Raw genomic sequence first — 12,668 nt, 5'->3', positions numbered from 1 at the left:
GCCCGGGTTGAGCGTCCGTCTCAGACTCACCCTCAGCTACGCCGGATTCCTCATGCTGGCCGGCGTCCTGCTGCTCGCGGCCGTGTGGGTGTTCCTCCTGCGTTACGTCCCCGACCGTGCCGTGCTCATCAACCCCGATGTCAGGCCCGGAAACGGTGTGTTTCCCATCCGGTCCACCCTTCTGGCGGTTTTCGCTCCGAGGGCGGCCGCGGTGCTGGCGTTCCTGCTGGTGTTCGGCCTGCTGGGAGGGTGGGTCCTCGCGGGCCGCATGCTCGCCCCGCTGACCCGCATCACGGACGCCACCCGTACGGCCACGGACGGATCGCTGTCCCACCGCATCCGGCTACCGGGCCGCAAGGACGAGTTCCGCGAACTCGCCGACGCCTTCGACACGATGCTCGCACGGCTCGAAGCACACGTCGTCGAACAGCGGAGGTTCGCTGCCAACGCCTCGCACGAGTTGCGCACCCCGCTGGCCATCTCGAAGACGCTCATCGACCTGGCCCGCACCGACCCGCACCACGACACCGGCGAGATCATCGACCGCCTGCACGCCGTCAACACCCGAGCGATCGACCTCACCGAGGCACTGCTCCTGCTCAGCCGCGCCGACCAGCGGTCCTTCGCCCGAGAACCCGTCGACCTGTCCCTCCTGGCGGAAGAGGCCACCGAAACACTCCTGCCCCTCGCGGAGAAGCACGGCGTGAGCATCGAGACCAGCGGCGACATCACCCCCACGAGCGGATCGCCGGCGCTCCTGCTGCAACTGACCACGAACCTCGTGCACAACGCGATCGTCCACAACCTGCCCGAACAGGGCACCGTGTGGGTCCATACCGGCGTCCGCCCCAAGACCGTGGTGCTCACCGTCGAGAACACCGGCGAACTGGTCACACCTGAGCTGGCCTCGACACTCACCGAACCCTTCCAGCGCGGCACCGAGCGCATTCACACCGACCACGCGGGCGTCGGACTCGGCCTGGCCATCGTCAAGACCATCACCCAGGCGCACGACGGCACCCTCACCGTGACCCCGCGCCCCTCCGGCGGGCTCCGCATCGCCGTGGAGCTACCTGCGGCATCCCCGCGCACCGACGGGTGAGGTCACCGGTACCCGGTCGGGTCGGCCGGTTTGCCGGCGTCGTCGACCTCGACCAGGTAGCGCCAGCAGTCCGGGCGCGAGCCGTCGAGGTCGGTGAAGCCGTATTCCTGTGCGAGGTGCCCGCTGGACAGCGACTGGCCGTTCCAGCGGGCGACGCCGGCGTCGCCGGCCAGTGCCGCCACCGCGCGTCCGACGTACGCCGGGCTCTCCGAGATGCAGAAGTGCGGCACCGTGGTCAGCGCGTCGCGCCAGTTCGCCTCGGTGACGCCGAACGTGTCGAGCATCATCTCGGACCGCAGCCAGCCCGGGGTGAGCGCCACCGCCGTTCCGCCGTGCGGCCTCAGCTCGTGGGCGAGGACGAACGCCATGCGCAGCACGCTGTTCTTGACCAGATCGTAGAAGTACGAGTTGCGATAGTTCGTCGCGTTGTACGCGGCCGTGCCGTCGGTCATCTCGACCACGAGGCCGCCCGGGCGGCGCACCAGCAGCGGGAGCAGGAAGTGACTGCTGATCGCGTGGGTCTCCACGCCCAGCCGGAGCAGTCGCAGTCCGTTGTCGAGGTCGTGTTCCCACACCGGTTTCTCGAACTCGAACAGCCGCTCGCCGCCCCAGACATTGTTGACCAGCACGTCGAGCCGCCCCTGTTCGGCGTCGACGCGCTCGGCCAGCGCACGTACCTGGTCGGGCACCAGGTGGTCGGTCGGCACCGCGATGCCGGTTCCGCCCGCGGCGGTGACGCGTTCCGCGGTCTCCTCGATGGTCTCGGGCCGGTCGTACTCCGAGCGTCGTTGCGGAGTCGTACGGCCAGTGACATAGACCGTTGCACCCGCCGCGCCGAGCTGGACGGCGATGCCGCGTCCGGCGCCCCGCGTGGCCCCTGCGACCAGCGCGATCTTTCCGCGGAGGTCGGGTGTCGATGTGTCGGGCAGCAATGCCATGAAGGCCCTTTCCTATGGGGTTCTACGGGTTTCCATCGGTTTCTGTCGGTACGGCCTGGTACACGTCCGCCGTCGACGCCGACCGGTGACACGATGCTCGGCCCAAAACCCGACAGGGTATGTCGCATTTCTTTGACCGACTTACGGACGCCACCGAAACGGCCGAGCCGCAGCGGACGCCGCACCGGCCAGTTCGACGCAGCCGACGCGACGGTGGCGTACCGGCGGCAAGACCGGCAGCCGCCATGATTCAGGCGCGGTCTTCGGGTGCGACGTAGTCGAAGGTCGGGCCGGCGGCGAAGCCGTCGTCGTCCTGGATCGCCATCAGGCTCTGCGCCTGTCCCTTGACCGCGTACATCGTGCCCACCGACATTCCCAGCATCGCCGGGTTGCCGTTGAATGCCTGCTCCAGCTGTTGCAGCATCTTGCAGTACGTCCGGTTGAACGCTTCCCGCGCCGTACGCACCGCGCTGCCCTCGGGGTGGTCCTCCAGCCGCGGGTTGGGCCGCAGGGGGCGGATCCCGGCGGGGTCCACGGTCACCGGCTCCCCGGTGGGGCCGGACTTCGGCGTGTCACCGGGCTGGTAGCGCCGGCCCAGCGCGAGTTCCTGGAACCGGTAGTAGTGGGAGACCGCCTTGGTCTCGGGGTGGAACACGTCGATGTCCCCGTCCCAGACGTCGGCGCGGGCCGCGCCCTCACCCTGCTCGACGATCTCCTCCAGCGCCGCGAGCGCCGAACTGAGGTCGGTGACCGGCCTGAGGTGCCCCGCCGTGTGGGCGAACGGGCCGCCGGCGACCTGACGGGCGGGGTCCCCGGTGAAGACCTTGTCCTCACCCAGTTCGGCGCACAGGCGCCACAGGCCCTTCTCGATCGCGTCGTAGAACTGGCCGATGGTCTCGTAGTTGTCGCCCTGGGCCAGGTCTCCCGGGTGCGCCGGCTGTTCGATACGGAGGAACATCCCAAGGGCCTCCTGCCCGAACGGCAGAAGGGACAGCTCGATGGACGGGTCGGCGTGCGGCATGGTCCGCGGGTGGGGAGGCAGCATGTGCGGCGCGTCCAGACGTGGCCGGCCGCCGACCGCGTTGAGCAGGTTCGCGGCCAGGGCGAGGTGGATCATCTCCTCGACGAAGACACCGCCGATCAGCTGTGCGGCCTCTGCGTTCCGCTCGGGGTCCAGGGAGTAGAGGGCCGTGAGGTAGGGCGGCAGCGTGGAGTGTTCGACTTCGATGGCCCACTGCAGGTGCCTGCGCAGATCCTCCAGCGTCGCGATGCCTGTCGTCGAAGCGGTGTCGAATGAGTCGGACTGGTCCTGAAGCATGGCTCGGGGGCTCGCTTTCGGTGTCGTAGGCGCAGGGGCGGCACACCTGCGGCAGCCAACGGCAGAACGCCGACGTCGTTTCGTGGGTGACGAAGGCGTTCGTCCGCCGCCGAAAGGTCGGGCACGCCCCTTGGAGTCACCTCTCTGACAGGGCGGTCGCGACATCTGTGACACACCGACCGGGGAACCGTCCCCGACACGGCGACGGTGCCGGGGCAGCGGTCCGGATCCGCGTCGACCACCCACCGTGCCCCGCCTGTCTCCTGACCGCCCGCGACTCACACCGTGTGCGATAGTGTTTCGACCGTCGGCCGGCGGGGCCACACCACGCTTTCCACGATCTTGCCCCGGCAGGACGCGTGCCGACCCGCCGGCCTCATGTCCCTACTCTGCGGAGGCAGCGTGCCCGCTTCCGGCTCGGCCTCGGCGATCATGTCGCCCGGGGAGTCATCCATGAAAGTGACCGCCCCGCGCAGTCGGTTCATGATTTCTGTGGCGAGCGCGAAGCACAGGTCAAGCCGCGAGGCGCGAAGGTGGAAGAGCAGATCGCCGGGGGTGGCGACGGCCCGGTGCACCGGACCGTTCAGCTGGGCTCTGCGGGCGTTTCCGCTTGGATACCCGCGAGCAGACCGGTGGTCTGGCCCACCTCGATGAGGTAGCCGTCGGGGTCGCGAAGGTAGCAACGCAGCTCGGATCCGCGGTCGACGGGCTCGGTGAGGAAGTCGGCCCCCTTAGCGACGGCATGCGCGCGGAAAGCTGCCATGTCGGCCACCCGCACATTGAGGAATCCTGACACGCGCTCACCGCTTCGGGGCGGCTCCAGTGTGATCCCCGGTTTGTCGGGGGTGGGCCCGCCTCCGGGGTTCATGATGATCCAGCTGTTGGCGACCTTGACCATCGCCGGATTCTCCTCCATCACGACCTCGCCGCCGAAGACATCGGCGTAGAAGCGCCGGGACACGGCGACATCGCGCACCGTCAGGAAATGCGTGAGGAGGAGGCCGTGTTGCGGTGCGGGCAGGTCGCCGTGAGGTGTCATCGTCCGTCATCCCTTCATGAGCCCGAGCTGTCGTGGGTCAGGTCAGACGTTTCCCGGCCCACCGCGCTCACGCGGGTCGGGCGGTCACACCCGCGTGGAGCCGTGAGGTCTGACCGGACAGGTACCCGATCTGTGACAGCGGCGGTCGTCCATGACGATGGACCGAGGAACCACCGGTTGCGCACGGACGGGTGTCCGCGGCGGTGATGACCGGGTCGTCTCACGGGCGTGGGGCGGCCTCAGCGGAGAGGACGGTCATGGCCGGGGCGCGCCGGCCGGAGCCATGACGCACACGGTGGGCCACCGTGGCAAAGTGAAGCCGGGACAAGGTCCGCTCGCGGAAAGCGGCGCCGCGTACGGCACCGCACGCACCGAGCCTCCCGCCAGATGTCAGAGCCCGAGGTGATCTGGGCACGCTCCTTCGGCTTGCCCTGTGGGCGGGCCGAAGGAGAGCGGGATCAGATGAGTTCCAGTCCGCCGTCGACGGTGATCACCTGACCGGTCGCATGGCGTCCGGCCGGGTCGGCCATCCGGAGGATCCAGTGGGCCATCTCGTCCGCGGTGGCGATGTGGTGGGTGGGGATGCGGTCGCGTTCATAGGCGTACATGTCGTTGGCGGCCTCGGGGCTGAGACCGGCGTGCAGCATGACGTCGGTGCGGGTGGGGCCGGGGGCTACGGAGTTGACGCGAACGCCTTCGCCTGCGAGTTCCAGGGCCCAGCTCCGCGTCATCTGTTCGATGGCCGCCTTGGTGGCCGAATAGTGCGCACCGCCCGCCATGGGACGGTGCCCGTAGGTGCTGGAGACATTGACGATCGTTCCGGAGGTCTTCCGCAGGTGTGGCAGGGCCTCATGGGCCAGAAGGCTGGGCGCGACGACGTTGAGCGCGAGCAGATTGACGATCGTCTGCTTGTCGGTCTCCGCCAGGGGCATGACGGCCGTCGCGCCCGCGTTGTTGATGAGATGGTCGAGGCGTCCCCACCGTTCCACAGCGGTGTTCACAACCTTGGCGGGTGCTCCGTCGCCACAGATGTCGATCGCCAGGACGTCGATGCCGGTGTGGGCCGCGGCGGTCTCCTTCAGCGGCTCCTCGCGGCGGCCCACGCCGAGCACATGCGCGCCCGCCTCGGCGAAGGCGACGGCCGTGGCCCGGCCGATACCGGTCCCGGCGCCGGTGACGATCACAACATGGTCAAAGAAGGCCCGGGCGGGGGAGTTCGCGGACATCAAGGGCTCCTTGTTCGATGTTCGTTGTACATAGAACAATATGGGCTGGCTCCGCGCTCTCGTCAAATGCGGAAGCAACACACCGAACACACCCCGCCCCACGGGATTCAGATGTGTTCGCGGCGGGCCCTCACCGTGTCACAGCCGTGCCATCACTACGACACGCCCGACACCGGCCGAGGCGGCCGTCGCACAGGGGGCGTCGAGCAGTGACGGTCACACCTGGTCGTCACGCTCGGTGACATGGTCTCCGATGTTGTCGGTGACGGCGGCGGACAGCAGCGCGGGCAAGAGGCCGGGGAAACGGGCCTCAAGGGCGTCACGCCGCAGCTTCACATAGCAGCGGGTGCCCTCCTGGCGGGTCTGCGTGACGCCCGCCTCGCGCAGCATCTTGAGATGGTGGCTGAGCGTGGACTTGGCGACGGGAGCGTGGAACTGCCCCCATCCCCGTTCGGCACCGTCGGACAGGATCCGGACGATCCCCAGCCGTGTCGGATCGCTCAACACGCCCAGCAGGCGCGGCAGGACGATCTCGCTGGCGGCGGGTGATCCATGATCCGGCATGGCGCCCATGCTACCGAACGTTCGGCATGTATCGAACACGCTGCGGCGCGGCGGGCGGGCGGGCGGCTGCGGCCAACCGGGCAGGGGCATGTCCGCAACCCGCCCCGCACGCTCGCCGAGCCGACGGGCCCCGTCCGTCTCACCGTCTCCTCTCACGCGGCGTGCCGGGCGGGCTGGCGAGCCGGGCCAGGTGATGGACCGTACGACGGCGGCAAGCGGTGAACACGGCCCTCGGGGACGAGAAGCCGCACGAGGCCGGCCAGGTCCCCGGTACCGGCCGCGGTGCGGAACGCGGTGACGAGACGACGGTGCGACTCGGCGGACACCGGCCGCTCACGGTCACCGTCGAGTCGTGCCTGCGCGCGGTGGACCACCACCCGGGCGTTCGGGGCGCTGATCCGAAGCAACTCCGCGAGGTCGGCGTAGGCGTAGCCGAACCCCTTCCGCAGCACATACGCGGCCAGTCGATCCGGCGTCAGCCGCGCCATGAGCAGGGCCAGGGCCGACTCGACCGCCACGGCCTGCTCGGCACTCAGCTCGGGATCCCGGGTGGACCCGTCGCCGATGTCGGCCAACCACGAGCCGGCCGGGGTCTCCAGGCGGTGCCGCCCCGACTGGATGACGTTGATCGCCAGACGGGTCGTGGCCGTGGTCAGGAACGCGGCCGGATTCCTGATCGGTGCGCGGTGGGTGAGCTGCCAGCGCAGCCACACCTCCTGTACGACGTCTTCGGCTCCCGAGGCGTCGCCGAGAATCCGGTGGGCGATGCGGAACAGCCGTGACCGCTGGGCCAGGAAAACGTCGAGGGCGAGATCCAGGTCGTCCTCGTCCGGCCGGGCGGCCGGGGGTTCGGCCGGTGTCGTGGTCTCCGGGCTGGGCGCGGACATCGGGGACTCCTCTTTCGTGGACGGACGCCCCTCAAGGGCGATGGCTCCACCCTCCGTCCGCGGCACCGCCCGTCGCGCCCTTGGTGTCCGTGGTCGAGTCCGTGGGGACCCAGGGGTCCCTGGGTTCCGGAGTCCCGGGGCCCCGGGGTCCCGCACCGTCCTCAGCCGGCTCGCACCGTGCCCTCCTTCCTGGAGTCCACGGCCCCGGTGCCCGCGAGCGCACCCGGCAGCGCGCGACGCGAGTTGATCCCGAGCTTCGTGTACACCTTCCGCAGGTGCCACTCCACGGTGTGGGGGCTGATGAACAGCTCCGCGCCGATCCTCGCGTTCGTCATGCCGTCGGCGGCGAGCGTCGCCACCTGCGACTCCTGCGGGGTGAGGGCGCTCGCCCGCTTGTCCTCCCGCGCCCTGACGTGCTCGCCGGTGGCCAGCAGCTCGCGGCGGGCCCGCTCGGCGAACGCGTGCGCCCGCATCGTGTCGAACATCTCGTGAGCCGTGCGAAGGTGCTCCCGGGCCAGCGACCGGCGCTGGCTGCGGCGCAGCCACTCGCCGTACAGCAGGTGGGTGCGTGCCACCTCCACGATCACACCGCCGCGGCCGAACTCCTCGATCGCCGTCCGGTACAGACGGTCGGCCTCGTCACCGTCGGCGAGGAGGGCCTGGCTGCGGGCGCAGGCGCCGCGGGCCCAGCCGGAATCGGCGGCCCGGGTGAGTTCGACGAGCCGGGCCAGCGAGGCACGGGCCTGGGCGAACTCACCGCACCGGGTGGCGGCCTCGACGTGTTCGACCAGGGACAGTCCGGTGAAGTTGAACCCGTCGTGCTCGATGCCCGAGCGAGCGGCCACCAGGGCCTCCTCGTAGCGCGCCAGGCCGTTGAACAGCACCCCTTGGATGTAGCCCATGGCACCCAGCAGGGACACCTCGCCTCGTTGGTCGGCCCTCCGCCTGGCTTCCTCGATGATTCCGTCGGCGACGTCCGCCTCCCCTCGCCAGGCGGCCAGGACGAGCGACGCGTACGTGTGCGGAGCGTGGCCGGTCGCGGCGGCGAGCGCGTCGGCTTCGTCGATCATCCTGGCGGCCTCGGCGAAGTCGCCGTAGTGGATGTGCACCCCGCCGGCGTAGACGAGGGCGGGTGGCAGCGCGCCGAGCGCTCCGATGTCACGGGCCAGACGCACCGCGCGACTCGACAGCGTGTCCCACGTGTGCAGGTCCCAGGCGTAGTGGATGAACGCCTCCAGCGCGACCGGGGCCAGCAGAAGCCAGCGCATGGTGGACTCCCGGGTGCCCAGCTCCTCGTGCGTGAGCAGGTCCAGCGCGCCGCGCAGTGCCGGGACACCGGTCTCGCAGCCGTCCGCGAGGAGCGCGGCCACACCGTCCAGGAGGCGGTCGGCGGCCTTGGAGCCCGAGGGGGGCGCCCCGGACCCGCGGGCCGCGATCGCGGCGGCGCGGGCACCTGTGGGACCGTGCACCCGGCCCGCGAAGATGGTCGCGCTGATCGCCTCCAGATATGTCTCCCGCGCCAGTGGCGATCCGGCGGCGGTGAACTGTGCGGCGGCCCCGAGGAGCAGGGGTGCCGCCTCGTCGCTGCGGCTGCGGGCGAAGAGGATCCTGGCCCGCAGCCGCGCCAGGCGGGCGCGGTCCAGGGCGCTCAGGGGGGACAGTTCGGCCACCGTCGCAAGCTCCGTGGCCCGGTCGGGTGCGGCGGCCGAGAAGTGCGCCTCGGCGGCGGCGAGAGCCCGGCGCCCCCGCGACCACCGGTCCGGCGTCACCTCGGCCGCGCGTTCCAGCAGTACCGCCTCGGCCGCGATGCCGCCGCGCTGCCGCGCGCGGTCGGCGGCCTGCTCCAGCCCCGCGGCGACCTCCTCGTCCGGTCCGTCGGCGGCCTGCGCGGCGTGCCAGGCGCGCCGGTCGGGGTCCAGCACCGGGTCCGTGGCCTCGGCCAGCGCCCGGTGCACCGCTCGGCGCTCTTCGGGCTGGGCTCCGTGGTAGACCGCCGAACGGACCAGCGGATGCCGGAACCGAACGGATTCACCGAATTCGATCAGGCCGGCCGCCTTGGCCGGTGCGGCATAAGGAGTGATCTTGAGGGAGGCGGCGGCGCGGACCAACAGGCGTGCGTCACCGACCGGTTCGGCCGCGGCGATCAGCAGCAGTGTGCGGGTCGCCGCCGGCAGCGACCCGAGCCGGCTGGCGAAGTCCCGTTCGATGCGGCTCGCGACCGGCCCCTGGATGCTCGGATGACTCGACGAGTCCAGGCCGTAGGCCAGTTCGGCGGCGCTGCGACCGCGGGAGAATTCGAGCAGCGCGAGTGGGTTGCCGTGCATCTCGGCCACGAACCGCTCACGGACCCGCTTCTCCAACCGCCCGCCGACGGCGGCCTCCAGGAGTTCTCCCGCCGAGGCGGTGTCGAGGCCGTCGATCCGCAGCGCCGGCAGTCCGGAGAGTGCGGCCTGCCCTTCGGGGTCGCGCACCGCGAACGTCATCGCGACCGCCTCGGCGAGCAGTCTCCTGGCCACGAACTCCAGGGTCTGCAAGGACACCTGGTCCAGCCACTGGGCGTCGTCGACCAGCACGAGCACCGGTCGGGTCTCCGAGGCCCGGGCGAGCAAGGTGAGCACGGCGAGGCCGACCAGGAACCGGTCGGGCGGGTCTCCTGCCGCCATCCCGAACGCGACACGGAGGGCATCGCGCTGGGGTTCCGGCAGTTCCTCGACCTCGTCCAGGAACGGCGCGCACAGTTGGTGCAGGCTCGCGTAGGGCAGCTCCATGTCTGCCTCGATGCCGTGCGCCCACGTCACCCTCACCCGTGACGCCCGCGCGGCCACGTACTCCAGAAGCACCGACTTCCCGATGCCGGCTTCGCCACGGAGCACCAGTACTCGGGACCCGCCTTCGCGCAGGCCGGCCAGCAGGTCGTCGAGCGCCGCGCATTCGCGATGCCGGCCGACCAGGTCCGGAAGCGGGCTGGCGATCATGCGACGTGGCTCCTTCACGGAATCCGGGGACGAAAAGCTCTCACAACGGTTGTCGGAACGATCCTTGCCACGATACCCGGGTCGGCGCCCACACCTTGTGTCAAGATGTTGTGACGGACTCCACGTCAGGAAATGCTCCGAGGTTGTCACATACGGGCCCGCTGTCCGGTCGACCACCGCCAATGATCTCGCCCGTCCGCCGTCGCAGGAGGTCCCATGTCTTCGCTCGGACACCAGCTCGCCACGTCCGTCCTCGTGGTGGGGGCCGGTGGGAGGCCGCCGAGCGGCCGTCGAGGTCGCCGAGGCCGGTGTCGCGGTCATCGCGCCGGGCAGTCGCACGGCCGACGATGTCCCGACGAAGGAAACCGGCCCAAGTCGGCATCCGCGCTTCCACGAGCACATCCCGCACGTCCTGCCGATCCGCCCGGAGCTGAAGGACCACTTCGAAGCCGAGCCCGCACAGCGTGACGGCATAACCGGCTTCAACGGGCCGCTCCAGGCCGGCTACTTCATACTCGCCGTCCGCGCCTTCGGCCTGGCCGCCGGACCGATGGCCGGCTTCGACCCGGCCGGGATCGACAAGGAGTTCTTCACGGACAACGACTGGCACTCCATCCTCGTCGTCACCATCGGCCACCCGGCGGGGGCCCCGCAGTTCGACCGCATGCCGCGTCTGGCCCACGAGCACGCCCTCGACTGGACCTGATCCGCACGGCACATCCAGGGCCCCGGCACCTCGGTGCGCGCCCTTCGCCGAACGTGCCGACCGCCCGCGCCGCACGCTCACGGGCCGTCCGGGACGGGCGTTCCCTGGGTGATCGGCAGCAGGGACAGCAGCCGGAGGCCGGTGTGGCTCTCGGTGCCGGGTGTCGCGGTGTAGACCACGAGCCGCTGGGACTGGTCGGGGTCGACCAGCGTCTGGCAGTGCAGTTCCAGCGTCCCGATCTGCGGGTGCCGGAACCGTTTGGGAGCGCAGTGGGGCCCCAGCGCGGGGCGCTCCCGCCAGATGCCGGCGAACTCGGGGCTCTCCCTGTTCAGGGCGTCCACCAGTTCGGCAGCACGCGAGTCGCCGCCGTCGCGGGTGTAGGCGCCGTGGAGGTCCGCCACCATCAGCCGACTCTGCTCGGCGTGGTCGTCCTCGGGGTGGACCAGGCGGGTGTCCGGGTCGGTGAACCAGCGGTAATGGGCGCTGCGCGCCAGTCCGGTGTGTGCCGTCTGGTCACCCAGCAGCGCCACCGCCGGGCGTGTCTGCTTCAGTGTCTCGCCCAGGTGGTTCATCACCTGGGCGGGGGTGTCCGCAAGCCGGTCCAGGATGCGCATCATCCCCGGATTGATGTGGTCGCCGCGCCGCGCGCGGCGCGGCAGGGCGTGACCGGCGAGCTGGAAGAGAAGGTCACGCTCCTCCAGTGTCAGGTGCAGTCCGCGGGCCATCGCGGCGAGCATCTGTTCCGAGGGGTGGGGGCCTCGCGGCTGCTCAAGCCGGCTGTAGTAGTCCACCGACATGTCGCAGAGCGCCGCGACCTCCTCGCGGCGCAGCCCCCCGGTACGCCTGCGTCGGCCGCGGGGCAACCCGACGTCCTCCGGCTGAAGGGCCTCGCGGCGCGCCCGCAGGAACGCTGCCAGTGCCGCCCGGTCCGCCATGGTCGTCCTCTCTCCCGGGACCGTGCCGTCCCCCGGGTGGGGCTCGGGGGACGCTTGCGCCCGGCCGCGTCGTCACTCGGCTCGTCGACGTTGTCAACAGTGCGGCCCGGGCGCCTCATTCCCCGCACCAGTGTGCAGCACCGGTCCGTCGCGGGGCGAGGGAGAGCATCCTTGACAGTGTTGTTCCTCAGCACACCGTTGGACTTCGGCTCGGCCGCACCCGGTCGCCCGCCGACGGCTCGCGCGGGCCTTCCTCGCGGGCGGCCCGGTCGGGCGGCCTCGCGCCCCTGGAGAGGGTGCTCGCCGCTACGGCCTCGGCCGGGCGCGGTGTTGTTATGCTCCCCACGTGCGGGGGTCAGGGTGAGCGGGGGCGGTCCACAGCGGCTGCGGGGTCGGCGCCGCGAGTGTGACGCGCTCGAAGAACTGGTCGCGCAGGTGGAGGCCGGACGCAGCGCCGTGCTGGTGCTGCGCGGTGACGCCGGAATCGGAAAGTCCGCTCTGCTGGATCACCTGGCGGAACGCGCCGCGGGGCACCGCGTCGCCCGTGCGGCGGGTGCCGAGTCGGAGATGGAGCTCCCGTTCGCGGGACTGCATCAGTTGTGCGCCCCGTTCCTCTCACGCGCCGACTCCCTTCCGCCTCCGCAGAGACAGGCGCTGTCCACGGCGTTCGGGGTGAGCACCGGGCCGCCTCCCGACCGGTTCCTGGTCGGTCTGGCCGTGCTCGGACTGCTGACCGACGTGGCCGCCGAGCAGCCGCTGTTCTGCCTCGTCGACGACGCGCAGTGGCTCGACCGGGTCTCCGCGCAGACGCTGGCGTTCGTGGCGCGCCGTATGCTCGCCGAACCGCTGGCGCTGGTCTTCGCCTCCCGTGAGCAACGGGGACGCGACGAGCTGGCCGGGCTGTGGCAGCCTCCCGGCCGTCACGATACCCCGGCATGCCAGGTCCGTGCGTCGGTCGCACAGTCGCGGCCGGCCTCG

10 protein-coding genes and 2 pseudogenes are annotated in these 12,668 nt (G+C 70.9%); 3 read left to right on the top strand and 9 right to left on the bottom strand.

Annotation, left to right across the window (positions count from 1 at the left end; translation table 11 throughout):
• Nucleotides 1-7: 7 nt before the first annotated feature.
• Nucleotides 8-1,102: a sensor histidine kinase gene (locus AC27LF_RS25435; protein WP_479658855.1), complete on the top strand. Its 1,095-nt coding sequence runs from the start codon at nucleotides 8-10 to the stop codon at nucleotides 1,100-1,102.
• A gap of 2 nt (nucleotides 1,103-1,104) precedes the next feature.
• Here the strand turns inward: AC27LF_RS25435 and AC27LF_RS25430 are convergent, their stop codons facing one another.
• From AC27LF_RS25430 to AC27LF_RS25395, 8 genes and pseudogenes are all read right to left on the bottom strand, one after another.
• Nucleotides 1,105-2,040 (bottom strand): SDR family oxidoreductase, encoded by a 936-nt coding sequence (locus AC27LF_RS25430; RefSeq protein ID WP_479658856.1) that lies wholly within the window; start codon nucleotides 2,038-2,040, stop codon nucleotides 1,105-1,107.
• 250 nt (nucleotides 2,041-2,290) lie between these two features.
• A complete protein-coding gene (locus AC27LF_RS25425) occupies nucleotides 2,291-3,358 on the bottom strand; it encodes a ferritin-like domain-containing protein (protein WP_479658857.1) in 1,068 nt (355 codons plus the stop codon).
• 437 nt (nucleotides 3,359-3,795) lie between these two features.
• Nucleotides 3,796-3,945, bottom strand: a pseudogene (locus tag AC27LF_RS25420) (Dyp-type peroxidase domain-containing protein); the annotation flags it as partial.
• Entirely contained in the window at nucleotides 3,942-4,397 is a 456-nt protein-coding gene (locus tag AC27LF_RS25415) for a VOC family protein (protein WP_479658858.1), read from the bottom strand. The pseudogene AC27LF_RS25420 and the gene AC27LF_RS25415, both read right to left, overlap by 4 nt.
• 458 nt (nucleotides 4,398-4,855) lie before the next feature.
• Nucleotides 4,856-5,623: an SDR family NAD(P)-dependent oxidoreductase gene (locus tag AC27LF_RS25410; protein ID WP_479658859.1), complete on the bottom strand. Its 768-nt coding sequence runs from the start codon at nucleotides 5,621-5,623 to the stop codon at nucleotides 4,856-4,858.
• Nucleotides 5,624-5,839: 216 nt separating this feature from the next.
• Complete coding sequence (locus tag AC27LF_RS25405; RefSeq protein WP_479658860.1) at nucleotides 5,840-6,187, bottom strand: ArsR/SmtB family transcription factor; 348 nt, start codon at nucleotides 6,185-6,187, stop codon at nucleotides 5,840-5,842.
• Nucleotides 6,188-6,339: 152 nt separating this feature from the next.
• A complete protein-coding gene (locus AC27LF_RS25400; RefSeq protein WP_479658861.1) occupies nucleotides 6,340-7,074 on the bottom strand; it encodes a sigma factor in 735 nt (244 codons plus the stop codon).
• Nucleotides 7,075-7,235: 161 nt separating this feature from the next.
• Entirely contained in the window at nucleotides 7,236-10,049 is a 2,814-nt protein-coding gene (locus tag AC27LF_RS25395; RefSeq protein WP_479658862.1) for a helix-turn-helix transcriptional regulator, read from the bottom strand.
• A gap of 268 nt (nucleotides 10,050-10,317) precedes the next feature.
• On the opposite strand from AC27LF_RS25395, the gene AC27LF_RS25390 reads away from it, so the two are divergent.
• A complete protein-coding gene (locus AC27LF_RS25390) occupies nucleotides 10,318-10,755 on the top strand; it encodes a nitroreductase family protein (protein WP_479658863.1) in 438 nt (145 codons plus the stop codon).
• 77 nt (nucleotides 10,756-10,832) lie between these two features.
• Here AC27LF_RS25390 and AC27LF_RS25385 read toward each other — a convergent pair whose 3' ends face one another.
• Nucleotides 10,833-11,690 carry a helix-turn-helix transcriptional regulator gene (locus AC27LF_RS25385; RefSeq protein ID WP_479658864.1) on the bottom strand — a complete coding sequence of 286 codons (858 nt, stop codon included), beginning with the start codon at nucleotides 11,688-11,690 and terminating at the stop codon, nucleotides 10,833-10,835.
• 360 nt (nucleotides 11,691-12,050) lie between these two features.
• Here AC27LF_RS25385 and AC27LF_RS25380 point away from each other — a divergent pair.
• Nucleotides 12,051-12,593 (top strand): annotated as a pseudogene (locus AC27LF_RS25380) (ATP-binding protein); the annotation flags it as partial.
• Nucleotides 12,594-12,668 lie beyond the last annotated feature (75 nt).

The sequence above is a fragment of the Streptomyces diversicolor genome, assembly GCF_057537855.1.
This window is presented reverse-complemented; position numbering and strand designations above follow the sequence as displayed.

Excerpts from the sequence above, each read along its gene's own strand:
- AC27LF_RS25425 (WP_479658857.1), bottom strand. The coding sequence starts at position 3,358 with ATGCTTCAGGACCAGTCCGACTCATTCGACACCGCTTCGACGACAGGC.
- AC27LF_RS25395 (WP_479658862.1), bottom strand. The coding sequence starts at position 10,049 with ATGATCGCCAGCCCGCTTCCGGACCTGGTCGGCCGGCATCGCGAATGC.
- AC27LF_RS25410 (WP_479658859.1), bottom strand. The coding sequence starts at position 5,623 with ATGTCCGCGAACTCCCCCGCCCGGGCCTTCTTTGACCATGTTGTGATC.
- AC27LF_RS25400 (WP_479658861.1), bottom strand. The coding sequence starts at position 7,074 with ATGTCCGCGCCCAGCCCGGAGACCACGACACCGGCCGAACCCCCGGCC.
- AC27LF_RS25405 (WP_479658860.1), bottom strand. The coding sequence starts at position 6,187 with ATGCCGGATCATGGATCACCCGCCGCCAGCGAGATCGTCCTGCCGCGC.
- AC27LF_RS25415 (WP_479658858.1), bottom strand. The coding sequence starts at position 4,397 with ATGACACCTCACGGCGACCTGCCCGCACCGCAACACGGCCTCCTCCTC.
- AC27LF_RS25430 (WP_479658856.1), bottom strand. The coding sequence starts at position 2,040 with ATGGCATTGCTGCCCGACACATCGACACCCGACCTCCGCGGAAAGATC.
- AC27LF_RS25385 (WP_479658864.1), bottom strand. The coding sequence starts at position 11,690 with ATGGCGGACCGGGCGGCACTGGCAGCGTTCCTGCGGGCGCGCCGCGAG.